Here is a 22,273-nt window from a genome sequence, read left to right on the forward strand (position 1 = left end):
AAAATCAATTGGAAGGCTTGACAATTGATGGCAAAAATCCCTTTTGGATCAGGCGATTGGCTTTATTTCCAAGCGGTCACTCGGTTTCGGTAATACGACACGTTGATCTGCAAACTGAGGAGGGAGCGAGTAAGGTCAGCAGCCTCGCCAGACAATCCCCGGCAGGCCGCCAGCGCCAGGCTCTCCAACAAGCAGGTCTGGTGCCTGGCCAGCTCCGTCACGCTGTGCAGTAAATGCCAACGGTGCAGCAAGCGGTTGATCGCTACCACACGATGGCTGTCCCCTTGGTCGGTGGTAAGCAGGGCGTTGGACACCTCGTCGAGTAATGACAGCAGGTGGGTGTTGCCGGCGATGACTTGCACGGGCGGTTAGCTCGAAGGTAGTCAATGTAGGGCCAGCTCGGGCTGGTCTCGTTCTTTTTGGCAATACATATCTAAAGTCAAACGCGGAACAGCGAGGTTTGGGGTCAAAAAAGAGCAAAAGCTTTAAAAGCCTTTCCCCCGAAGCTCTTGATCCTAAGCCTTTCGCTGTTGCCTGTGCTTTTTCAAAGCAGCCTTGAAGACGATGGCGTGGGTCTGCAAAGCACGCAGCGCGGCCTTGGCGTCTTTGTCGCTGCCGGTCAGACCGTTGCTGGATACTGTCATCAGTTGTTGAAACATGCGGGCGCCGTAAACATCCAGCGATTGCAGTTCAGCCGTGTGCGACCATTCAACGATGGACGAGGCGGCGAGGTAGAGGGTCTGGGTGGGAGTGCGCAAGGCATTCTGACTGACCATGGGTTCCAGGGACTCGACCAAGGTCAAAAGGCGTACGGCGGAGGCTTGAACAGACATTTCTGATCCTCTCTTGATTTGCCCTCCAATTTACGCACTATGTTGGTGGGCCTCAAGGGGCTTCTGCGACCGTTTGTGTCAAACCCGGAGGTTGGGCAGGAGGCGGCCCGGAGACAGCACCTCCTGTCGGGGAACCGACGGCTGGTTTCCCGCCTTCATTGGCGGAAGGGCAAGTCCTCAAGTGTGAATGGCTCTAGCTGGTAGTAGTCGCTGTCTTCCTCATTGTCTGCCACGTCGTCCTCCCGGATCTCATTCATATAGGCCAGGAGTTTTTTGAGGTGTTCTGCCTCAAGCTTCTGCCAATCCCAGCCTTTTTTGCGATAGGAGTCTGTGATCGTTTCGTAGCAAACGCTGACACCGGCGCCGGTGGCCGAGATTTCACTCAGTATGTCCTCGAGCATCTCGTCAGCTGGCACAACGTGTTTCGACTTCTCGCCGACGGTGTAAAAATAGTCGTCGCCGACCTTTTTGGTGAACATCAGGTCGTAGACCACGTCATCAATCGTGACTTTTCTCATGCCGCTCTCGCCAATAGGTACCAGGCCAAGAGGGTAACTCGCCCAACGATTAGCATCAATGTCGTCGGGAAGGGCAGGCCGGCGCCGTTGTGAGCGAGAAGCTGCGCCACGTACACTGGTTGAAAATAGCCGGGGTACACATGTCAATTTTCGACGACGAAGCACTCAGAGATTCAGAGCATTTCAGTAGCTTCAACATGCTCTGCATCCAATTCCGTGCAGATACAGATCCGACCCGATTAGAAATGGCCTATGAAGCCTTCCCGGCAGAACTCCGTGGCCCGGCGCTTTTGTATGCCTACGAGCTGTCAGCCAACTTCCTCAATGAACCGCTGCTGACCTTCACCCTCGCTAAGGGGATTGATCAGCTGTACCCGGCGTTGCACCATGACTTGGAATTGGCAGATCGCATCCGTAATAGCTTGTTTCGCGAGTCCACCGACAAGTCCACGGGCCATCGCGAGTTGTTTCGCAACACCATTGCTCACCATGGTGTTGACTATGTTCTCAATTGCATTGATACGCTGTTCAGTCCAGAGAACTTGCAGTCCGGTGGCATGAAAACCGGAACCAAGGTAACCCTGGCCTATTTCCTCAAGAATCTTCAGCTTCTGATGGATCTTATCCCGACCGATATCAAGGCTGATGTGGAGGTGGGAGACCGTGTTGCCTACCGCCTCGCCGAGTTCATCCGAAAGGAGGGAATACTCGTGGCGAAGAGCGGGCCGACGATGCCCACACTTGAGGCGCTTACGGAGGTTGTCTGCGGGTTCACCATCAGTGACACCTCGGCACTTACCGCCATTTTGAAAGCAGACTTCCATAAAAGCGCGCCGCATTTTCAAGCTCAGTTTGCGCGGTGCCTACCAGATGCGCTGGAGCACTATTCACTTCAGCGAATCGAGTTTCTCGGGTGGGCTTTGCAACTTATCCCTCAAACGATGGTGCAACGGCTGGCCAATCTGGATGACCAGCGCTTTCAAAAGACCATGCGCGGCCCACTGCTTGACCAATTCCTGGGTGGAGGCTGGCTGAAGCCCGAGAATACGGCCCTGTGTGACTACAACGATCAGGCTTTCATTGATCAGCTTGAGCGGATCTGCGAACGCCTGGTTGCTGACCCTTTGATCGCCAGTCGCCTGGAACGGCACCCAGCATTTCAAGAGCCTGAGTGCAACGGACTGGAAACGCTGATAATGCTTCCCAGGATGGTCAGCATGGGGATTTATTTACCCATCGACAAACCTGAACACCACCCGCGAGCAGAAAACTTTGCCGCTTTGGTGGCCCACGCCGGGAAATTTCCTGGCTTGGCATCGTACCGGCAAGCAGGACTGGATTACCTCAAAGAGTGTTTCGAGAAGGAGTTCACCCGGCTCTACCTGCATTCCTTTTCGACGGCGAAAGTCAAAGGCTTGCGCCAGGGGTCTGAGGTCTCAGACGACTACAAGTACAAGTACATGGCGGTACGGCTGGCCTGTGAAATGGGGGTCAGCGTGAGCAACGAAGCTGACAAGAAACGCGATACCCCCGTGTTGCACGGCATGGATAATCGGGACAACTCGGCTTTCAAGAAGCGAACGGCCTTTTCCAAAGGCGTCGTCATAGAGGTTGCCAGGTCGTTAAGCGAAGACGAGATCCTCGATGCCATTGGCAAGAACCAGAGCTACTTCAGGCGGCTGATCCAGCTCGAGATTCTCGACCGCACGCACCTGGCCCGGCTGCCCCTGAAAGAGCAGGGGGAGTTTTTCAGCAAGGATTTGGGTCTTTGATTAAAGGCACTTATCCAACGTTGTGATGCGCCATCTGCACCCCGTAAACTGTTGAAAAGAGGGGTCAGCATGTCCATTTTCGAACTACCAGAACTCAAAGCCTACGAGCATTTCGAGGCCTTCCATAAAGCGCTGTACCGCATGAAGGTCAAAGGTGCCGACCCTATCGAAGTGGATATGCTCCTTGCCACCTTCCCTGAGGCACTGAAGGGTCAGGCGTTGCTCCACGCTTATGCTCGTGCGATCCATTTCTTCAGCGCCAACATCCTTGACTACGTGCAGGGTAAGGGGATCGATGAGCTCTATCCGGATCTTTACCAAGACCTGGAAGTCGCTGATCGCATCCGCCGCCGCGTGTTTGATAACCAGAAAGGGGCATTATCATCTCCTGGGCACATCAAGATTCTGAGAAAAGCGGCAGCTCACCATGGCAAGGCCTACACCATGGACAGCGTCGACACGATCTTCAACAGCTATGACGCCGGTGACAAAAGCATAGGGTTCAAGATTGATAAGGGAAGCGATGCCATGCTGACCGGTGCCGTTACCAGCCTTGAGTACCTACGCTTGTTCTGCGCTCAGGATACTGTGGATGATCCTGAGGTCGGGAACCAGGTGGCTTACCGATTCGCCGAGACAATCAGCAGTTTGGGGATTGATAAAGCTTCTGAGTTTGAGTTGTTGAAGACTGTCTCTACCTTCAATATCAATGATGTTGGCTCCATGACCCTCATGTTGGGGCGCGGTTTTCATCCAGGTCTTGAGCCTCTAAACCCTCACTTGGACGCTGCGATAAAAACAGTCGTGAACCTGCCGTTCAAGCAAGAATCCCTCAGATTCATTACAGCGGTGCTCAAGGTTCGCCCAGCCACCGTGTTGAGCGAGCTGATGGCCTTACCAGATGAAAGCTTCTTCAAACAGGTTAGGGGCCGCTTTATGGATCAGTATCTGACTTCGAACTGGATGGTTCCGTTAGCCAAAAACGGCCATGACTATGATGACCCGGTTTACCTGGCCCTGGTCGACAGCTTTAACGAGAGAATCCTGAGCGATAGGTTTGTCGTCAAATACATCACCAATCACCAAGGTATCGCCGCACCTGGCTGCCAAGGCATGGTGACCCTGATGTTGAGCTCCCGGCTGAAAGAACAGGGCGTTACCCTCAGCGTCCATAACAATGCCCAGCAGACAGATCGCTTCGCTGCCCTGGTTAAATTCGCCGCCGATTACCCCCTGTTGGCCAGCTATCGGGAGCATGGGGTGGAGCTTCTGAAAGAAGGTGTGAAGCCTGCTTTGGTGAAGCTGTACGACGAGTTTTATGAGCAGGCCGATAAGAAATACATGAAAGCGCCTGACAAGGTGACAGATGACTTCAAGGTGAATCACATGGCGGCCAGGCTGGCCTGTGAAAGCGCCATCCATGAAGACGACTGGCATCAGTCAAAGATGAAGGCGATAACCCCGGTTCTTTTCTTCTGCCACAACCATCTGCCAGGCCGCAGTTTGGGTGTCCCTGGGACGCTGAAGGTGATCACCCGCTCGCTGAGTGAAGATGATCTGCTGGAAGCGGTGGGCAAACGACCTGACCTCCTCAGGTATCTGATCAACGAGGCTGTCTTGAAGAAAGAGCATATGGCCAAGCTGCCGCTGCCGATGCTGGGTCAAGAATTCGGTAAGGATTTGGGGCTGTGACCATGAACAGAATCGATTTCGCAGCGCTGAGCCCCGCCGAGGTGCTTGCCGTGGTGGCCCATGAGGCCCGTCACTGCCTTGTGAAAGACGGTGAAGGCCTGGAGGCACTCTTTGATCAGATTCCGGTTGGCAGCCGCCATGCGGCGCTCAGAACGCTGTTTGACCTCTCAGTAGAGGAACTCTCCGGCGTACTACTGGCATTCACCCTGGATCGCGGTCTATTGGCCTTGCCTGGCTTTACCGAAGGCATGGACGTAGCCCTGCAGCTGCGTGACCGCTTCTTCAGTCATCCATGCCCGTTTTTGGACACCGGACACTTTGATCTGCTCAAGAGCCTGGCCGGGCCGCTGGGGTTGGATTTCTCCATCAACTCAATGGAGGATGCCTACAGCGAACGTCACCTGAGAGGGTACGACGCCGTTGATGCTGTGGTGCGTATCGACGCGTTCACCAAAAATCTAACGCTGGCGAAGTCGTTCTGCGACCCTGAGACACTCCGTGACAAGGCCGTGGGTAATGCCGCGCTACGCAGGTTTGCCGTTCACGCTGAAAACGCTGTTGCCAATGACCCCGCATACTCAGCGATGAGGCATCTGCGTATCCTGGCGGAACTGGATTTTGACGACATGGGGGCGATGCTCGATGTTATTTCAGCTTCCGAGATCGAACGCCTACCGACGATTCTTCAGCAATATATGGGGACGCTTTTCAGCAAATTCGACTCAGGTTTGGAGAAATTCTATGTCCATGCATTGAGGCCGGCCTTTTCCTATGTGCCGGCAACTGTTTTTGATCACTTGGAAACGCTAAGTGATCAAGCGTTGCGCAGACTGGTGAACAGCGAATTTCTGGATGCCTACCTAAATCGCAAGTGGCTGAGCCTGGATGAGTGCAATGGCTTTCTCATGGAAGACACGGTGTTCATGGGTCGTCTTGAGAAATTCAACTCCCGGCTGTTGGCTGACCCCTACATCAAGAATCTGTTGAAGGATCACTGCCGAGGTGAAATGCACGTGTCCAAGTTGATGGCCACGCCGCAGATGGAAGAGGCTGGTCTGACCCTCAGCATCAATTGCCCAAAGGAATACAACCTGTTGGCAAGGCAGCTCATTATCATGAAAGGGTTTCGGCACCTTAATGAGTATTATGAGAAGGGTAGGCAGCTCATCGAGTCAGGTTTTGCCGATCAAGCGAAGACAATGTACTCACGGTTCTACTTTTCAGGGGCTGAAGTTCCTGATCCTGAAACCATGAGTAGCTCTGAAATTGTGCAGGCATCCCTGGTCTTGATGGCGTGCGACTATGGCTTGTTCGTCAAGGGCAATAACTCATTGGATGCCCCTCGATTTATTGATGGCGTTTATCGAAATCAGTCCATGGAATCTACTGCAACGCTGTACCTCGATACCATGCCTGATGAGCAGGTCGTGCAATTGGTCAAGAACGTTCCGCAGTACCTGCGTTGCCTGCTGAACAGCAACCTAATCGACCGCAAGTATTTGCAGCAGCTATCGCCCGAGGATTTGACTCAACAGTTCGGTCAAGATCTGGGGCTGTAGGGCAGAAGCAGGGCGGGGGGAAAGCTTTTAAAGCGGTTGGTTTGGTGGCAAAAACAAGGCTTTTAAATCTGAGCGCCACGAAGGCGCTCTGCTGTTTTAAGCACCAGAGGCGATGTGGTTCCTGGCTTCCCTGACCAGGTCTTCGGCCAGGCGAAGTGCCTCATCCGGTGTCAGGTGCAGACTCAGCGTTTTGGCTTCTCGCCCCGGCAGCTCGAAGACACGAACCCGTACACCCAGCGCCAGGCCGCCACCGCTGTCAACAACCGGCTGCTGGCATTCAAGAAGTGCAGCTGTTTTTCTGTTGAATTTTTCTTCGGCTTTCATGGGGCATTCCTTACCTGTGATGAAGCAAGCATACATCTCTAGCGTTATACAGTCAAGGCGCTTGCTTCAATTCCGCACACGGTAAGCGCTGTAGACGCAGCGCTCCAGCCCTGGCGGGTCAGCGTCATAAATGACCCCATCCTTGACCGCCATGACATGCTTGGCCGTGTTGAGGATGTAGTGACCTTCCGCGAATTGCCGGCAGAAACGTTCCACATTCATGCGCGGCTGTCCTTTGATGGCGGGGAAGCTGAGTTTTTCGAAGCGCTCAGGCTGCTTGTTGGCCCAGTCCGTAAAGCGGAAGGCTCTGGCGCACTTTCTCCCGGCGTCTTTCAGCTCGTCATAAGCCAGGTCGTATTCAATGCCTTCTGCAATGGCCACGGCCCGCACCGTGCAGTCGTTGCGTTGCTTGGGGCGACGGCTGGTCGAGCGCCCACCATCATCAAGGCGAAACAGGTCGTTCAGGGGCATGGCGGCTTCCATTTCGTTGATTGACTGCTAACTACAGCCTAGAACTTTCCAACGAAAAAGCCCGAGGTTCTGAGTCTCGGGCTTCTGCTGACCAGCTGTGAAGCTTAGTAGGTGTAGCTCAGATCCAGGTTCAGGCGCGAATCGTGGTCGAGGTTTTCATCCTTGACCGATTTGGCGTAACTCAGGGTGCTGCTGACGTCACTCCAGCGACCGATCACACCGAACTCTGCCGCGACCAAGCCGTATTCCCCCCCGGTAGGGTGGCTGGTTTCAGCGCCGTTGACGGAGAGGTACGGTTTCAGGGAGAAGCACGACAGGCCTGGAACGCTCATGCCGTACAGACGCGCCTCGGCAAACCAACCCTTGTAACCCGAAACCACGCCGGCCTCGTGGGATGATCCGCGCCCGCTGCCGCCGAGGGTCATGCGTTCTGCCGATGGCATGTCCTCTGAGCCCTTGAAGTAAGAACCTGACACGCCGTAGCCGAGTTGGTCGTACAGCGCCAGCCCCTGCAGCCCGTAACCCAACTGAACAGCGTAAAAGTTCGGGTTGAATTCACCCATCAGCGGCACGTAGTTGAACGAACGCTCGCCAGAAAGCCCTTTGGTGACCGAGACGTTGAACTGGTTGTAACCGAACTGGCCGTTATAGGTGGTGTTCCAGGTCTGATATTCCTGGGTTTCAACAAGATGGTACTTGCGCGTGTCGTAAGTTTGCTCGCGACGTGTCCATCCAAAAGAGTTCTGCACCGAACTGATGCCGTCGTAACTATAACGGTGACCCACAACGGCCCTGTGCGTTTCGCCGGCCAGCTCTTCCTGGAAGCGGGAGACTTTCTTGCTGACCCCCACATCGGCGCCGGTGATGTCGCCACCGATGAAGAATTTGCCGTAGCGGGTGTCTTGAGCCAGTCGCAGCCGGCCAGCGTCGTACCGTCCTTCCTTGGAAAGCGTGCGAAGGCCCTCAAGGCCGTGGAGGTAGTGACCCTCAGCACTGAAACCAGAGTCGGTGTTCAATTCTGCGTTGATACCTACAACGTCGCGGCCCGTTGCATCCTGACCTTGCGAGCTATAGGTGACGCCGAGGTTTAACAGATCTTTCTCGCTCGGCAGAAGGCCTGATGGGTACTCCCCTTGCAAGCTGCCAAGCAGGTTGTCGATGACGTGGAACCGAGGGGTTACATCGGCCATCCTCATGGAACTCTGGATGTCCTGGGTGCCCTCGAATTGAGACGACGCAATGCCAAAAGCCGGATACGCCAGCACTACGCCGGCAAACATCATATGAATTTTCACAGGATATTGTCTCAACAAACAGCGTTATTCCTGAGTGCCATAATATGGACTTAAGATAAAACTAACAATGTCAATTTATGTTATTTATCTAACACTTTAAATGGTTAGTAACATTAACAATTTATTGCATTGCAATAACATTGATGAATAGTTAGATGAGATTGCTTCGTCGTGCCAGTCAGGCGAAAATGCCGCCCCTGATTTTCCCCGCAGCAGCCTAATGGAGAGTGCGCTTGAGCCTCGAAGAAACGCCCCTGAAACCCTGCAAGCATTGCGGCTTCATCGTCTCGCTCGACGAGCCGGATTTTCTGTACCCGACGAACTTTTCCCGAACCGAATGGGACGCCAACTGCTACGAGACGGCAGGTGGATGCGGCCACTTCGAAAGCGCCAGCAGTCCAGAAGGGGCGCTAGAGCGATGGAACGCAGAGCTGGCACCTGGTGAAAAGCCACATTATCCTGTCTGACCTTTTCGACAGGATTCCCCATGGCACTCATTCGTTGTCTCGGCCCCATCCGGTTGCCCTTGGCTTACCGCCGCTTCATGCGATCCGAACTGAAGATGTACCGCGAAAAGCGCATCCAATCCGATCACCCGCTCAACGAGTGGGAGCAGGACATCCTGGAGCCCGGATGCAATATCAAAGAAGGCACGGCGCTGTATCGGCAGAACTTCATCAAGCGGCATTGGCTGCAAGAAGACGGCCCGGTCATCGAGTTGCCCAAACCCGCCAAGTGTCCCGTGCTGGAAGCCCAACTGGGGCAGTTCATGAAGGGCCAGCAGACGCACATAGCGATGACCCTTGTCAGCACTGTTGAGCATCGCGACCTCTACGACGAACAGTTCGACACCACGATACTGATCCCGTATGAGGTGAGCCCGCTGCACCTGCTCTGGGTGGAGGACGAGGAGTGCGCTCTGAAGCCCAATCACATCTATGCCTTCAGTCAGAAGCGCGAGCACGCCTTGCTCTACGGCACTGAAACCATCAGTGAAAACCTGGGCAGCCGCCCGGCCTCATTGTTGTCGGTGTCGTTTGCCAAGAAAGGTGGCGGGGCCCGCAAATAATCACAATGTATTGACAAGGGGTCAAAAGGCCATCAAACTGTGCTTCCCGTGGCAAGAGCCACACAATGGAAGGACACTATTCAATGGCCGGCACTAGCCTGCTCGCTCTCATCGACGACATCATTGCCTTGCTGGATGACGTCGCCCTCATGAGTAAATCCGCCGCCACCAAGACAGTTGGCGTCCTGGGCGATGACCTCGCGTTGAGTGCTGAGCAAGTTTCTGGCATCAGAGCTGACCGTGAACTGCCTGTTGTCTGGGCGGTAGCCAAAGGCTCCATGATCAACAAAGCTATCCTGGTACCTGGCGCGTTGCTGGTCAGTGCGTTCGCCCCATGGGTGATCACCCCCATGTTGATGGCGGGCGGTGCCTACCTGTGCTTTGAAGGCTTTGAAAAGATTGCCCACACGTTGCTGCACGGCAAGAAAGAAGCCGCCGAGGCCGCCGAGCAACTGAAGAAAGCCGTTGCTGATCCTGCTGTCGATATGGTCGCCTTCGAGCGCCAGAAAATTAAGGGCGCTATCAGAACGGACTCGATTTTATCGCTTGAGATCATAGTAATCTCGCTTGGCGCCGTGGCTGGTGCATCGCTGCTGAATCAAATGCTGGTACTGACCCTGATCGCGGTTGGTGTGACAGTCGGTGTGTACTCTATCGTTGCCGGTATCGTTCGATTGGATGACCTGGGCTTCTATCTGATCAAACAGGAAGCCGAGTGGAAAAAGTCTTTTGGTCGCTGGGTGTTGCGCTTTGCGCCGAAGCTTATGAAGACCCTTGCCGTGGTCGGCACGGCAGCGATGCTGCTGGTGGGTGGCTCAATCCTTCTGCATTCCATTCCGGTGCTGGGTCATGCGCTGGTATTGCCAGAAAGCGTGGGTGAGCTTCCGGTAGTGGGTGGTGTTCTGTCTTTTGTGGCGCCGATGGCGATTGAAGGCCTGTTTGGTTTCATTGCCGGTGGTGTCGTGCTGGTAGCGGTTTCGATGGTCAGCAAGCTCAAAGGCTTGTTCAACAAACAACAAACTGCATAAGTCTGGAGAGATGGTATGGGGAAGGAAATCGCGGTTGCGGTCGGCGTGTTGCTCTGCGTTTTTGGGATGAGCATGTCAGTGATCATTGGCTATGCCGCTTCCCTTGGGCAGGCCGATATCGGTATGCAGATCGCTCCTGTGATCAGTGATTTCCTTCTGCGCCATTGGAACATCGCCATGGTGATGGGGCCTTTGGGTTGCACCGTGATTGTCTACCTGGGTTCGTGGGCGATCAGCATGGGGCTCCAGCCGGCACTGACTTTCGACGCAGTAATCAAAAAGGAGTTTGAACATGCGTAATGCAGCGTCGCAAAAACGATCTGATGTCATCCTTGCGCACTGGCGAGGCATGAGCAAAGGCCAGAAGAAGTACGTTTTTCTGGCTTCCCCGCTGACATCCGGGATGATGGGCTTAGTGTTCGTCTTGATGGTTAGCTTGGTGTGGACGTTAGGCCATATGGCCTTCAACTTGTTCTTCGGCAACCCAGATGACGGCTTTGTCTCTAACTTCTACTACGTGGTCAAAGGTGCGTTGGAGTACTGGTGGTTGGCCCTGCTGCCCCCAGTCTGCTCGCTGTTGACGCTGAGCGGCGTTGAACTCTGGTCGCGCAAATCGGCACGTTAACCTGATCCAATCAAAGGCCCGCATTCGTCGGGCCTTTTTTCATTTCTAGCGAGAGCACAATGGACATCCCGAACCGTATCGAAAAGAAAATTGACTCGACTGGCTATCAGACGTGGGTCAATGGTCAGGCGGTGCAAGTTGAAGACCTTAGCCGGGACGACCTTATTCAGGTGGTCTGCGAGAGCATGAATGTCCTGAGCACTTTGGAGAGTTTGCAGATCGCAGCAGCTGGAGTGATGGAGCGCTGGGTGTGGGGGAGGCCGCAAGACTCTCTTACCGATATTGGCAATCGACTGATCGCCGATGACCCGGATGGGCGTTCGGAATAATTTGAGGTAGTATGCCTGGCATTCACAAAGGGTTTTGTTTATGTTCCAGGCCAGCAATCAAGACATTCGAGAAACCATCAAGCGGTGCGGACTCATAGTTTTGCGCGATTGCGGCGGTGAACATGGGCAAGTTCGCACCATTACCTGTGGATTTACCGAACATGGCCTGCCGGAGTTGATCTGCCTGGGCTTGGATTCGGAGCTTATTTGGCGCCGGATGAACCAGGTTTTCCACGAAATGGTCATTGCCAAGACTCGCCAGCCCGGCCCGTTCGTTACCGATGAGTGGTTCAGCATGTCGATGCACGTGGTTCAGGCGAACAGAAAGCTTGCCGCCCAGTATGCCTATGGCACCGAACGCTACTACGCCGGCACCGGAAAGACTCCACAGTACATGCAAATGGCCTGGCCGGACGCCACGGGTAAATTCCCCTGGGAACCTGGTTTTGCAGAGGAGTACAGGGCTCGGCAACCAAACCTGAAATCTCCGGTTGAACTGGTTTCGGACATCTCCACACCTTCCCCTTAAATCCATTGATGCTGAGGTTTTAATGCTTGAGGCTACCCCTGAGAGCGTAAGGGCAGCGCTTGGATTCCCGTTTGATGACACGCCACCACCAGAGCTCGACAAGGTCTACAAGCAGCTCTACCTGGGCCTGTCGCTCTGTGTGGCAAGGGAGCCAGATAAAAACTGGCACAAGCTGAAGCAAAAGTGGACGGAGTCAGGATGTCCTGGGCTTGATATTTTGTTCAAGAACCCAACGGATCAAGAGGTGGATCGCCTTTGGCATGAACTCGATCCAGACCCGGCGTGCCAGGAATCGCATTATTGGCGGACGATACTGATCAGTCTCTACGCCGCCGTGCACCAGCGACCGTACCTGTACATCCCGCAAAAGCCCCTGACGATCCTGCTCAACGAGCTTGATCCTCTGTTATGTGGCTTTTTAGGTGAGTTCGGACGGGTATCCATCAAGTCAGATCACCTGATTCTCTCGAATTATCTCTACCATGAGTCGATTCTTGGACGTCCGGTGCCGCTGGACGAGATGACCGCATTGCGTGAGGCGGGGCTCGTTTAGGGTTGACCAGCGCCAGCACTGACAATTCAAGACAATTATTCAAGGCCAGACCGGACACAAAAGCGAAAGTCAAACGCGGTTGAAGCGAGGTTTGGGAGCAAAACAAGAGCGCTTTTTTCGGCTTTTTACTTTAATCATTCAGACTCGCTGGAATCCCCAGAAGAAAAGCTGTTGGAGCATTAGGTTGTGAGCAAAAACAAAGCGCTTGTTTCGGCCTCTGACATCGGCAAGGCAGCGTACTGCCCGCATTCCCTGTATTTGTCCAAGAAGCTTTCTCCCGAAAGCGCGGAATCCCATGTTGCCCGGCAACGCGGCACCCACATGCATGAGGATCTAACCAGCAAGGTGATGAACGATCTGGACAGGCGCTGTTACGTGGCGACCTATGCCTTTGGCGAGGATGATGCGGTGACGGTGTCCCTGCGAGCCTGGCGCGACCGTGTCTTGAAACCGACGTGGTGGGGGCGGGTGCTGGTGCGGGTGTATTACCGGTGTTCCCCATGGCTGGTGAAACAGTGCCAGCGTTCACCGACGTTGGCGCGGATTGTTAAGGCCGGGGTGCAGCGAATAAGCAGGTCGGTCAGGAAGGGTGATGAGTGATGGATCTACATACGCTTGCCGGTCTCGTCCCCACGGTGCCGTACGACGTGCTCATGATCTTGGGCCTTACGTTGTTTGGCTTGTTGCTGGTGTTTATCGCTGCCAATGTCGGCAAGCGCCGCCGAGAGGCCGTGATCGCACACCTGGGCTTTGACGCTGAAGTGGTTTATGCCGACCGTGGCCGCGCTACACCCTCCCTGGTGTCGAAAGAGTTTGGGATCGTGGCCAAGCCTGATTTCGTGCTTCGTTTTGATATGGGCGCCTACGCCGTGGTGGAGTACAAGAGCCGCAGCAGCGGACGGCTGTTTAACTCCGATGTCGCCCAAGTGAAGGCCACGGTCATTGCTGCCCGAGAGCGCTTTGATGTCTCCCTGGCGTATGTGATCGTCGGCGACCAACGTCATAAGGTCGATGTCGACTTTCCGAGCGATGAGATTTACGAACAGATCAAGCCCCTGGTCAAACATGCCAGGGCTGCCAACGCCGGCGAAGAGATCAGGGTATTTGCGACCAGTGAGGCGCTTTGTCGAGGCTGTGCGGTGCGCAGGAACTGTCAAAAGCCAACGCGGGCGGCATAATAGGAGACGCGCATGGGGATGTACGACGATTTAAGCTTCGACCATCGGATGCCAGATGGGTATGAGGGCGGGATCTTCCAAACGAAGAGTCTCGACTGCCGTCTCGACGAGTACGTGATTACGCTGGCTGGCCGACTGGTCATGGAAAAGCCCTGGAATGAGCGCAGCGAGCCCATCGGGGATATGAACTACTCCGGTGTGCTGAACGTGATTTCTTATGGGCGGCCAGGCGCTCTGTATGACCTGAAGTTTATCGATGGCACGCTGGTCGAGATTCACTGCTGCGATACAGGCGCCACAGAGGTGTTCCTACCAGTGATTGAACATGAAAACGGGAGACTCGGCCATGAGACACAACTACCTGGATGACAGCCTTTCTGGAACACACTGGGGCGTCAGTTCCGGGGGATTCGGAAGTGACCGGTATCCCTTGGTGCAGCTGCAGGATGATGAGGGCCGGCAAGTTCGGGTCAAGATGACGCCAGAGCATGCACGGGCCATGGCTCGTGAGCTGATGCGTTACGCTGACGCCTGCGAGCCGAAGGTGCAGGGCGCACCGGAATGACTTACCAAATCATCGATGGCTACGTGATTCATAATCCCCCGGTGTATCCGCTGGATGAGAAAGGCGTGCCAACGTTCCTCGAGGGCGTTGACCGAATCGTCTGGCTCACGCGGGCGAGGATGGGCGAGCGACAAATCCGGTATTCAGCGGAAGGTTTTTTCAGGCCTCGCAAACGCGATGTGCGCGAAGTTGTCGGGGACAAGGCCTATGTTTGCTATTCCTATTCAGGGGATGGTTGTGACTGGTATGAATGCGGATGGGAGAACGAAAAATGATGAGCTCTGAGCGCCTCCAGGCGAACCTGAAAGGCTTCAACATGAAAAGTGCAGTGATCGACACGGGTACCAAAACTTGTGACGCTATTCGACTTCCTGACGGCAGCATGCAGGTTGTGAGTGGTTCGAGCCTCGGGCTGGAAGCTTTGTTGGCCGAGAGCGCAGCGAATGCCACAGCCCCCAGCCACACCCCAGCACAAACAGAGACGGGGAATAGTATCGCCATTCCAGATTGAGGCCCGCCAGCGTCAGGATCTCTGAACTGCCACGCCAACCGCAGATGATCGCTATGGCGATCAGCAACAGGATGGTGTATTCGTCCACCAGTGGCTTTGCTGGCCCCTGGTGGTTGTCCGTCAACAACAGATAGCCCATCACCACGGACAGGGCCATCAGACCCATTCCCGTCAATAAGGCAATCATCAGGCGCCCCGGCCCGCTGGTGGAGCGCCCAGGAACATGCCGACGAATCCTGGCAGCGGCGCCAAGAGCAAAAGCCAGAAGCTCAATCCCGTGCCCCAGCAGAGCAGGGCGATACCGATCAGCCCCAGCACCAACGACATCCAGGAACCGATCAGAAATGCCTGGGCAACCGCCCGCGACGCTTTGACGTCGTATTTGACCGACACCGCGCCGAACGCGCCCGCCATCAGCAACACCACCAGGCTGGCGATGAACAACAGGCAATTGAAGATGAAGCTCATGCAATCTCTCCTAAGTGACCTCAAGCCCGGAGGTCGGACAGGAGGCGCGGGGTGGTGTGGCGTTACTTCTCGTCAGATCCGTGAACCTGGTGATCGCCGGCGTACGAGTTCGAGTTACGGGTGAACCATTGCTTCATCAGGTACGGCAATCCAAAGGGCGGCATTAGCAAAAACACCATTGGGAAAATGAGATGCGAATAGTCCGTCATCAGCAGGGCGATGAAGAGAGCGGCATAGGCGCTGATCGCCCCGATCCACAGCAGCAGAAGGCGCATGCAAGTCTGCCGCCTGGTTCTGGTGGCTGAGCACTCATAGTGCGGGGCGTACCCAGCTCTGTAGCTGACGTAGGACAAGCAGATCAGACCGATCATACCGACGAGCTGAACCGTGGCAATCACGAGAGCTGGGTATTCGGCAGTGTTCTCAAACATTCTCAGGTGTTCCTGGTAGGTCAAAAACGGCATCGAAATCAAAAAAACCTCGATACCCGTGGTTCCACAACGTCCTTACGCTGGGTTTCATGCCCAGCTTGCTCACACTGGCGCCACAGCTTTCACAGCTAACGCTGCACATCAGCGCCTCGCCAAAGTACCTGGCATGGCCGCCGCAGGGGCACTTGTCGATACCCGTGCGAGCGCATTCATCGCAGTAAAAGTAGGCGTCAGCCGGATTGCAGTTGCCGCCGTGTTTTGCACACAACTTTCCGGTCGGGCCGCTCATGGCTTTCCTTTCGAGGACAGAGATTGCAGGTAGAAGTAGAGTCGAAGCGGGATCGAGACGATGAATTCCAAACAGGCCAGCACCATCAGCACAGTGCTGAAGCCGGCGCACGCGAGGGCTACTTTCCAGTTGTACTTGCCGAACTTGGGATCGTCCTGCAGCAGCACACGGACGAACACAAGGAGCGCGAACAATGCACAGGCCAAGGCCAACAATTTCAATACAATCATGGACAGCCACCTAATTTGAGTATGGTGTCAATATACGCTTAATGTTGATTCATTTCCTCAGCAGGAACGGCGTGAGCAGAGCGAAACCAACAAAGCCAGGGAGCAGCAGGGTCAAAAACCACCACGCTGAGCAAGCTGTTACCTGTTGCATTGCACCAATGGCGAGATAACCCAATAGGCACGAGCAGGCGACTGAAAACCCAAAGAGAACCTTGGAGCCGAAATGGTCGGCGCAGTTGGATGTTTTTTGCCTGGGATTGGCATCCTGGAATGCGACGGCGGAGAACATCCCCGAGAGCAAGCTCAGGATAAATAGGAATCCGGCAATCACCAGCAAATCGATTCCCACCAGAAATCTCCATGAGCGACAAATATCGGGCAAGTATCCCGATATATTGCCTGCATGCAAAGCGGGAGGTCGGACAGAAGGATCCGGTTAAGAGGCGTCCCCATCTGGAATCAGCTTCTTGCGGGTTTTCTGCAGGGTGCCGTCTTTGTTGAATTCGAAGACTACCACCTGCTCGTATTGCTTACGCCCACCGAAGGGGAGGGCCGGGCTGCGGATGTAGTGGTACGACCAGAACGTGCGACCGCTGAGTTGACCTTTTTTGTCGGGCTTACCCACGGCTTTGAACACATCGTCTGACGTGCTGCGGCCTTCGACCAGGGCAGCGAGCTGCTGGTCGGTGATGGGCGTCCCATACTGATAATCAAAGGCGCTGGTGGAGCTACAGCCAGAGCTAGCCGCCAGGGCGGAAAAAGCGAACACGGCGAAAAGCTGTCTTATCATGGTTTCCCCCATCTGCATGGAATACCGTGAACCCCGCCAACCCGAACAAAAGCTGGCTGGGCTTTCCCCCATAGTACTGAACATCCAGCCGTGGATCGATTCTTTGTGCGGCATGGTTAAGAATTGACACGGGTCGCGTAGAACCTGCTCCAAAAGGTTGGGTCGCGCTCGGCCTTTCTGGCATACCAAGGATCGTCTGAATATGCCTCTTTCAAGCGCAGCGATCCTCGAGCTCTCCGCTCGGCCTCATCCAGGCTGATCACGCCAGCCTCAAAAAACATCAACCAATAGCGGTCTGCGCTCAGAATCGCAGAAGGCACTGGCGAGGAAATGGTGATACTCACAGGCTGCCTCCGGCCTCAAATTACAGGTGACCACAAGCCCAAAGTCTCAATCATGCGCTAGATGCTGTCCAGCATCATAGGCCCCCAAGTTCTGATAAGCTGGATCCACCGCAAGCCTCTCTGAGAACCAGTACTCATGAAACAGATTCCCCTGAGTCTGATCGCCGCCGTCGCGCAAAACGGTGTGATTGGTATCAACAACACCATGCCCTGGCATCTGCCGGGCGACTTCAAGTACTTCAAGGCCAAGACACTCGGCAAACCGGTCATCATGGGGCGCTTAACCTGGGACTCCCTGGGTCGTCCTCTGCCGGGTCGACTGAACCTGGTGGTGAGCCGTCAAAAAGGCCTGCACCTCGATGGCGCCGAGGTGTTTGATTCTTTGGATGCTGCCTTAGAGCGAGCCACGACCTGGGCCTATGAGCACTGCGCCGATGAGATCATGCTGATCGGTGGGGCGCAGCTTTATGCCCAAGCCTTGGAGCAGGCCGACCGTCTCTATATCACCCGCGTCGACTTGAACCCTGATGGCGATACCTGGTTCCCTGAGTTCAAGGCTGGTCGGTGGGTTCTGGCGTCGAATACCCCGAACCTCGCCACCGACAAAAGCCCGGCGTACCAGTTTGAGGTCTGGGAGAGACTTTAAAGGCGTGTGAGGTTTGACATCAATTTTGAAGGGCATTGTGGGGCGTGTTTTGCTCTCAATGTCCTATGCTGTTCGGGCCACATACTGACCAATCACAGCATCTTAGATTGGAAGGCTGGTAGGGGTGGCCAAGACAACGGCATGGTAAAAAGCATGATAAAAAGACAACAGCGAAAAGCAGGTTGTACAGATGGTAGGCATTTTAGGCTTTCTTCGAAAGCCAAAATAAGGTCGCCTTCGGCGCCGCTTCTAGCGTTATACCTGACAGCCTAAGAGCGTCGGGTTGAGCCCAACTTTGTTCACCGCATTGTAGCGGGGCTCCAATCGCGGCCCTGACAATTCTAAAGCACATATATTGACACTTTCTCAGTCCGACATTCATGGACTAATGGGTCACTCATCTCTACAATAATCAGCATAACTATAATAAAAACATTGGTGTTGCCGTGCATTCTTCCAAATCAAGGCAAAAGGGCGCCACCCTCATAGAGGTTGTGTTTGTCGTCAGCCTGCTTTCCATCGCCGCCGTGTTTACCGTGGAAAGCCAGTCGGCAGACTTCTACATCAATGCCGCCAAAGGCACGGGTGGCCAGTTGCGTGATTATGGAAAAGCCGTCCAGAAGTGGATTGCTGACCACCCAGGAGCGTCCGGCAGTTACTCCGGTACCAAATGGTTGAAGCCCGTCTCCTGCGGCGGCCTGGCGCCAGCGCCAGGCTATCTGGATTGCAAATTCCCCACGGCAGACATCACCGATGTGGTCAATCCAGAGCCCCTGATGCCTGGAAGCCTGACCGTTAAAACCATCATTTCGACGGTCACCAACGCTGAAAAAACAGAAACGATGGGGCAGACCACGTTTTCGCCTTACCTGCTCTCCGGCCTTCCTCGGGCAGATCTGGCCGGCGTTGCGGCAATGGCTGCCTTGAGTGGTAATGCATTCGACCGCACCATGTTCGGCTCGATCAATGCCAACGCAAAAACCGCTGTGATCGCCATGACGACCAGAAAGCCGGAATCTGGAGACGCCTGGCTGCGAGCCGACGGCGGCAACACAATGGATGGCAACCTGTCCTTTGACAACTCATTGGCTGCGAATCGCCGCATCGTTGGCGCCTCACGCATCCAACCTATCCCTGGCCAACCTCTGATATTTGGTTCTTCAAGTGGCCTAGGGATCCCGGCTGGCGCCACGGTGGTGGTTGACTCGGACACTGAGGTGCTTGGCCGTCTGCTGGCCGACGGGGGCATTGATTCTGCCAACTCGGTGGTTATCGCTTCGGGTAACACGAAAATTCCGCTAGGCAATTTGATCACAAAGCAGGGCCTCTACAACTCGGCTGCTGGTGCCTACATGGCAAACCCTGGAGGCCAGAGCAAATTCAGTACCCTGACGCTCGACGGCGCGGCCAGCATCACTCCAGATCTTTCCGTGCCGGTGGCGTCTCGTCCTGACCCTGTACTGGAGATCAACACGGTTGTCGTGGAGCTTGCGGGTTGTCCCACGAATGGCGAAGTCGCCAAAGATGCTGCGAACAATCTGTTGTCGTGTCAGGGCAATTTATGGCTAAAAGTCGGCAAGTCGCCGGTATTGCACCGTTTTGTGTTCACATCCAGTGGCAGCTGGACAGTGCCAGATCACGTCACTAGCGGATTCATCTCCGCTGCCGGTGGGGGTGGTTCTGGCATGGGCTGGCGTGTCGCATCCCACAGTAGCTCCGGCCACTCGGGTGGCTTTGTGATGAACCATCAGGTGCCTATGGTGCCAGGTGAAGTACTTCAGATAAACGTAGGTAAGGGTGCATTAGCTTACGCACCTGTAAACAGCGGCATACTCTCGAGCGCTGGTTACCCGTTCTACGTTTTTTGGGGAAACCCAGCTAACTCTGGTTTAACCGGACTTCCAGGCGGTACCACGAGAGTCACGTCCCCAACCAATGGGCTATTGCTTGAATGCTCTGGAGGGGCAGGAAGTTCGGGTTCGGGGATCACTTCTGCGGCTCTTCATGGAGAAAATAACACGAACCCAGTAGCTTCAGTCGCTTCCATCGTCATGGTTCCGTTTGGGCCGTCGACTTACACCTGGCAGGCACAAAAGGCCACACATTCCGCTGCTGGGGATGTTTGGGGGCCCGGTTTGTGTGGGGTTGGTAACTACGGCCTTGGAGTAGAAGCCATGTATAACTCTGCTTCTGTCGGCGACATGGTCAGCGGAGGGCGCACTCCTTTTGGTTATGGCTCCGGTGGTGATTTGGTTATTTCCCGCTGCTTTGTCACAGCTGCGCAGCAAGAATTGTGCAGATTTCCTCAAAATGGTTCTGACGGGGTGGTGATGATCGATGTTTTCTATTAATTCGAGAAAAAGCCACCGCCCCAATATATCTCCCAAGCAGGCTGGATTCACCTTGCTCGAAGTGGTGTTAGCCATGGGACTGGTGGCGATTGCTTCCTTGCTGACAATGGAAGCCAACCGAGCAGAGAATGACCAAAATCAGGCGCGTTTGGCTGGCAACATCCTGGCTCAATACAACAACGGCGTGCGCTCGTTTGTGTCCCAAAACCTTGGTGCGAACGGGATCTACAGCGGCACTGACTGGTTGAAAAGCACCAGCTGCGGTGGGCTTTCGAGCATTGAGTATCTTCCGTGTAACTTCCCATCCTTGAGTACAGCGGTGCCATTCTCTCGGGGTGGACTATCGGTGCAAACCCAGATTATCTCTGTTCCCAAAGGTTTCTCCTTTGAGACAAGGGCTACATCGTCAGTCACAGCCTACAAATTGGACACCAAGACGCGGGCGGACTTGGCCGGCGTCATTGCTATCGTTGTTGCCAGCAGCAAACCCACCCAAGCGGACGCCCTAAACTCTGACGGTAAAGTGAATGCTGATCCAAAGACCGGGGTGATCACACTGGAGGCCAGTAACGTCGCCACCAATGACCCATGGCTGCGCGTCGACGGCGGCAACATGATGAGCGGTTCATTGAAAATGGGTAACGTCTCGCCATTGCTGCGAAACGTGGTCGGGGCATCGGCCCTCGAAAGTTTTACTGGAGAACTGCTCTATCTTGGCCCAGCAAGTGGCTTGAGCTCATCCTTGACCAGTGGCGTAGTGATTGATTCGGATGCAACGATCCTGGGCGAATTACAAGCGCGTGATCAAATCATAGCTGATGCGTCGATCAATATCCTGACTGGTAACCTTGATCAAGGCTCTGGATCAATCACTGCGAAAGCCTTGCAGAGTGTTGACAATTCAACACTGTTGTTTGACCCGGACAAGACCAGTTCAACCAAATCGGCGGATGTGGTGAGCAAGCTCATCGTCAAAGATTCACTCATGCCTGGTCAGCAATCGAAAACCACCTGTCAGACCCCTGGCGCCATCTCTTCCGACGCTACAGGACGGATCATGACTTGTCGTGGAGCCGATTGGGAGCGGGTCACGAAGTCGCCGAAGGTTTACCGCTTTACCTTCACCGCCGATGGTACCTGGACAGTCCCTGAAGGGGTGACCAGCGCCTACATCTCGATAGCTGGCGGCGGTAGTTCTGGTGTGGGTTGGCGATCCCGCAACTACACGGCGACAGGGCACTCGGGTGGGTTTGTGATGAACCATCCAATGAATTTAGAGCCAGGTGAGGTTTTGCAAATCACTGTGGGGGCTGGTGGGAGGGGCTCTGGGCCAATTATAACAGGTATCCTCGCTGATCCTGGCCCTCCCTATTATATCTATTACAACCCTGATAGCACGACGACCGATGGTTTGTCTGGCTACCCTGGCGGCTCGTCAATTGTTACCTCCCTCACCAGAGGTCTATTAATTGAATGTTCTGGCGGCAGTGGCGTGTCGATGAATGGTTATAACTCGATGTTCGGCTCTGCGGTGACGCCTACCGCCTCCATTGGCAATCCAATAGAGCCGGTGCTGAAAGACTATGCGCCAGGCGTTTATGCAACGCCATCGCGGATGGCAACCGGGAGTTACGCGAAAGAAAACGGGCCGGGTGCCTGTGGCCCGGCTGACTATGGACGGGGAAATTCTGGAACGGCCATCTACGAGGTTTCTGCGGGTATCAAGTTGGGAGGGTTGTCCCCCTTGGCTTATGGCTCGGGCGGTGATATCGCCGCTAGTGGGTGTTACGTGACGCATGACTTCATCGGTAGCTGCGTTTACGTCAATAAAGGAAAACCCGGCATTGTTTATATCGACGTGCTGTATTAATGG

Annotated in this window: 33 protein-coding genes; 19 read left to right on the top strand and 14 right to left on the bottom strand. The window is 54.8% G+C overall.

Annotation, left to right across the window (positions count from 1 at the left end; genetic code table 11):
* Window positions 1-62: 62 nt before the first annotated feature.
* The 3 genes from NQL71_RS34180 to NQL71_RS34190 all read right to left on the bottom strand — a co-directional run bounded on the left by NQL71_RS34180 (window position 63) and on the right by NQL71_RS34190 (window position 1,351).
* The gene (locus NQL71_RS34180; RefSeq protein WP_274644027.1) at window positions 63-362 is read right to left on the bottom strand and encodes a hypothetical protein; all 300 of its coding nucleotides are present in this window, start codon (window positions 360-362) and stop codon (window positions 63-65) included.
* A 153-nt stretch (window positions 363-515) separates the two neighbouring features.
* Window positions 516-833 (bottom strand): hypothetical protein, encoded by a 318-nt coding sequence (locus NQL71_RS34185; protein ID WP_274644028.1) that lies wholly within the window; start codon window positions 831-833, stop codon window positions 516-518.
* A 155-nt stretch (window positions 834-988) separates the two neighbouring features.
* Window positions 989-1,351 carry a hypothetical protein gene (locus NQL71_RS34190; protein WP_274644029.1) on the bottom strand — a complete coding sequence of 121 codons (363 nt, stop codon included), beginning with the start codon at window positions 1,349-1,351 and terminating at the stop codon, window positions 989-991.
* A gap of 140 nt (window positions 1,352-1,491) precedes the next feature.
* Here NQL71_RS34190 and NQL71_RS34195 point away from each other — a divergent pair, with 140 nt between their 5' ends.
* The 3 genes from NQL71_RS34195 (at window position 1,492) to NQL71_RS34205 (ending at window position 6,374) form a co-directional block, all read left to right on the top strand.
* Window positions 1,492-3,123 carry a hypothetical protein gene (locus tag NQL71_RS34195; RefSeq protein WP_274644030.1) on the top strand — a complete coding sequence of 544 codons (1,632 nt, stop codon included), beginning with the start codon at window positions 1,492-1,494 and terminating at the stop codon, window positions 3,121-3,123.
* A 69-nt stretch (window positions 3,124-3,192) separates the two neighbouring features.
* Window positions 3,193-4,815: a hypothetical protein gene (locus NQL71_RS34200; RefSeq protein WP_274644031.1), complete on the top strand. Its 1,623-nt coding sequence runs from the start codon at window positions 3,193-3,195 to the stop codon at window positions 4,813-4,815.
* 2 nt (window positions 4,816-4,817) lie between these two features.
* Window positions 4,818-6,374 (top strand): hypothetical protein, encoded by a 1,557-nt coding sequence (locus NQL71_RS34205; protein ID WP_274644032.1) that lies wholly within the window; start codon window positions 4,818-4,820, stop codon window positions 6,372-6,374.
* Window positions 6,375-6,470: 96 nt separating this feature from the next.
* Here NQL71_RS34205 and NQL71_RS34210 read toward each other — a convergent pair whose 3' ends face one another.
* The 3 genes from NQL71_RS34210 to NQL71_RS34220 form a co-directional block, all read right to left on the bottom strand.
* Window positions 6,471-6,698, bottom strand: a complete 228-nt coding sequence (locus tag NQL71_RS34210; RefSeq protein ID WP_274644033.1) for a hypothetical protein — start codon at window positions 6,696-6,698, stop codon at window positions 6,471-6,473.
* A gap of 66 nt (window positions 6,699-6,764) precedes the next feature.
* The gene (locus NQL71_RS34215; protein ID WP_274644034.1) at window positions 6,765-7,169 is read right to left on the bottom strand and encodes a hypothetical protein; all 405 of its coding nucleotides are present in this window, start codon (window positions 7,167-7,169) and stop codon (window positions 6,765-6,767) included.
* A gap of 104 nt (window positions 7,170-7,273) precedes the next feature.
* Complete coding sequence (locus NQL71_RS34220) at window positions 7,274-8,464, bottom strand: ShlB/FhaC/HecB family protein (RefSeq protein ID WP_274644035.1); 1,191 nt, start codon at window positions 8,462-8,464, stop codon at window positions 7,274-7,276.
* Between the two features lie 233 nt (window positions 8,465-8,697).
* On the opposite strand from NQL71_RS34220, the gene NQL71_RS34225 reads away from it, so the two are divergent.
* The 13 genes from NQL71_RS34225 to NQL71_RS34285 all read left to right on the top strand — a co-directional run bounded on the left by NQL71_RS34225 (window position 8,698) and on the right by NQL71_RS34285 (window position 14,615).
* Window positions 8,698-8,931, top strand: a complete 234-nt coding sequence (locus NQL71_RS34225) for a hypothetical protein (RefSeq protein ID WP_274644036.1) — start codon at window positions 8,698-8,700, stop codon at window positions 8,929-8,931.
* Window positions 8,932-8,951: 20 nt separating this feature from the next.
* Window positions 8,952-9,533, top strand: coding sequence for a hypothetical protein (locus tag NQL71_RS34230; protein WP_274644037.1), 582 nt, complete (start codon window positions 8,952-8,954; stop codon window positions 9,531-9,533).
* 83 nt (window positions 9,534-9,616) lie between these two features.
* Window positions 9,617-10,561: a DUF808 domain-containing protein gene (locus NQL71_RS34235; RefSeq protein ID WP_274644038.1), complete on the top strand. Its 945-nt coding sequence runs from the start codon at window positions 9,617-9,619 to the stop codon at window positions 10,559-10,561.
* A 15-nt stretch (window positions 10,562-10,576) separates the two neighbouring features.
* Entirely contained in the window at window positions 10,577-10,861 is a 285-nt protein-coding gene (locus NQL71_RS34240) for a hypothetical protein (protein WP_274644039.1), read from the top strand.
* A complete protein-coding gene (locus NQL71_RS34245) occupies window positions 10,854-11,186 on the top strand; it encodes a hypothetical protein (RefSeq protein WP_274644040.1) in 333 nt (110 codons plus the stop codon). Before NQL71_RS34240 ends, NQL71_RS34245 begins: the two co-directional genes overlap by 8 nt.
* A gap of 59 nt (window positions 11,187-11,245) precedes the next feature.
* Entirely contained in the window at window positions 11,246-11,515 is a 270-nt protein-coding gene (locus tag NQL71_RS34250; RefSeq protein ID WP_274644041.1) for a hypothetical protein, read from the top strand.
* 40 nt (window positions 11,516-11,555) lie between these two features.
* Window positions 11,556-12,044: a DUF4262 domain-containing protein gene (locus tag NQL71_RS34255; protein WP_274644042.1), complete on the top strand. Its 489-nt coding sequence runs from the start codon at window positions 11,556-11,558 to the stop codon at window positions 12,042-12,044.
* Window positions 12,045-12,066: 22 nt separating this feature from the next.
* Entirely contained in the window at window positions 12,067-12,597 is a 531-nt protein-coding gene (locus tag NQL71_RS34260; RefSeq protein ID WP_274644043.1) for a hypothetical protein, read from the top strand.
* Window positions 12,598-12,783: 186 nt separating this feature from the next.
* Window positions 12,784-13,197, top strand: a complete 414-nt coding sequence (locus NQL71_RS34265; RefSeq protein ID WP_274644044.1) for a CFI-box-CTERM domain-containing protein — start codon at window positions 12,784-12,786, stop codon at window positions 13,195-13,197.
* Window positions 13,197-13,775 carry a CRISPR-associated protein Cas4 gene (locus NQL71_RS34270; RefSeq protein WP_274644045.1) on the top strand — a complete coding sequence of 193 codons (579 nt, stop codon included), beginning with the start codon at window positions 13,197-13,199 and terminating at the stop codon, window positions 13,773-13,775. Before NQL71_RS34265 ends, NQL71_RS34270 begins: the two co-directional genes overlap by 1 nt.
* Before the next feature lie 12 nt (window positions 13,776-13,787).
* Complete coding sequence (locus NQL71_RS34275; protein ID WP_274644046.1) at window positions 13,788-14,144, top strand: hypothetical protein; 357 nt, start codon at window positions 13,788-13,790, stop codon at window positions 14,142-14,144.
* Entirely contained in the window at window positions 14,122-14,340 is a 219-nt protein-coding gene (locus tag NQL71_RS34280) for a hypothetical protein (RefSeq protein WP_274644047.1), read from the top strand. Before NQL71_RS34275 ends, NQL71_RS34280 begins: the two co-directional genes overlap by 23 nt.
* Window positions 14,337-14,615, top strand: coding sequence for a hypothetical protein (locus NQL71_RS34285; protein WP_274644048.1), 279 nt, complete (start codon window positions 14,337-14,339; stop codon window positions 14,613-14,615). Before NQL71_RS34280 ends, NQL71_RS34285 begins: the two co-directional genes overlap by 4 nt.
* A gap of 84 nt (window positions 14,616-14,699) precedes the next feature.
* Here NQL71_RS34285 and NQL71_RS34290 read toward each other — a convergent pair whose 3' ends face one another.
* From NQL71_RS34290 to NQL71_RS34325, 8 genes are all read right to left on the bottom strand, one after another.
* A complete protein-coding gene (locus NQL71_RS34290) occupies window positions 14,700-15,038 on the bottom strand; it encodes a hypothetical protein (protein WP_274644049.1) in 339 nt (112 codons plus the stop codon).
* Window positions 15,038-15,319, bottom strand: coding sequence for a hypothetical protein (locus NQL71_RS34295; protein ID WP_274644050.1), 282 nt, complete (start codon window positions 15,317-15,319; stop codon window positions 15,038-15,040). Before NQL71_RS34295 ends, NQL71_RS34290 begins: the two co-directional genes overlap by 1 nt.
* Window positions 15,320-15,381: 62 nt before the next feature.
* Entirely contained in the window at window positions 15,382-15,750 is a 369-nt protein-coding gene (locus tag NQL71_RS34300; RefSeq protein WP_274644051.1) for a hypothetical protein, read from the bottom strand.
* Window positions 15,743-16,039: a hypothetical protein gene (locus NQL71_RS34305; protein WP_274644052.1), complete on the bottom strand. Its 297-nt coding sequence runs from the start codon at window positions 16,037-16,039 to the stop codon at window positions 15,743-15,745. Before NQL71_RS34305 ends, NQL71_RS34300 begins: the two co-directional genes overlap by 8 nt.
* Window positions 16,036-16,269, bottom strand: a complete 234-nt coding sequence (locus NQL71_RS34310; protein ID WP_274644053.1) for a hypothetical protein — start codon at window positions 16,267-16,269, stop codon at window positions 16,036-16,038. Before NQL71_RS34310 ends, NQL71_RS34305 begins: the two co-directional genes overlap by 4 nt.
* Before the next feature lie 49 nt (window positions 16,270-16,318).
* Window positions 16,319-16,618 (bottom strand): hypothetical protein, encoded by a 300-nt coding sequence (locus NQL71_RS34315; protein ID WP_274644054.1) that lies wholly within the window; start codon window positions 16,616-16,618, stop codon window positions 16,319-16,321.
* 87 nt (window positions 16,619-16,705) lie between these two features.
* A complete protein-coding gene (locus NQL71_RS34320) occupies window positions 16,706-17,059 on the bottom strand; it encodes an outer membrane protein assembly factor BamE domain-containing protein (protein ID WP_274644055.1) in 354 nt (117 codons plus the stop codon).
* A gap of 116 nt (window positions 17,060-17,175) precedes the next feature.
* Window positions 17,176-17,403 (bottom strand): hypothetical protein, encoded by a 228-nt coding sequence (locus tag NQL71_RS34325; RefSeq protein ID WP_274644056.1) that lies wholly within the window; start codon window positions 17,401-17,403, stop codon window positions 17,176-17,178.
* A 136-nt stretch (window positions 17,404-17,539) separates the two neighbouring features.
* Between NQL71_RS34325 and NQL71_RS34330 the strand changes: the two genes are divergently transcribed.
* The 3 genes from NQL71_RS34330 (at window position 17,540) to NQL71_RS34340 (ending at window position 22,270) form a co-directional block, all read left to right on the top strand.
* A complete protein-coding gene (locus NQL71_RS34330) occupies window positions 17,540-18,049 on the top strand; it encodes a dihydrofolate reductase (protein ID WP_274644057.1) in 510 nt (169 codons plus the stop codon).
* Between the two features lie 446 nt (window positions 18,050-18,495).
* Window positions 18,496-20,400 (top strand): type II secretion system protein, encoded by a 1,905-nt coding sequence (locus tag NQL71_RS34335; protein ID WP_274644058.1) that lies wholly within the window; start codon window positions 18,496-18,498, stop codon window positions 20,398-20,400.
* A complete protein-coding gene (locus NQL71_RS34340) occupies window positions 20,387-22,270 on the top strand; it encodes a type II secretion system protein (RefSeq protein ID WP_274644059.1) in 1,884 nt (627 codons plus the stop codon). Before NQL71_RS34335 ends, NQL71_RS34340 begins: the two co-directional genes overlap by 14 nt.
* Window positions 22,271-22,273 lie beyond the last annotated feature (3 nt).

It is taken from the genome of Pseudomonas serbica, from assembly GCF_028823535.1.
Taxonomy (GTDB): Bacteria; Pseudomonadota; Gammaproteobacteria; order Pseudomonadales; family Pseudomonadaceae; genus Aquipseudomonas; species Aquipseudomonas serbica.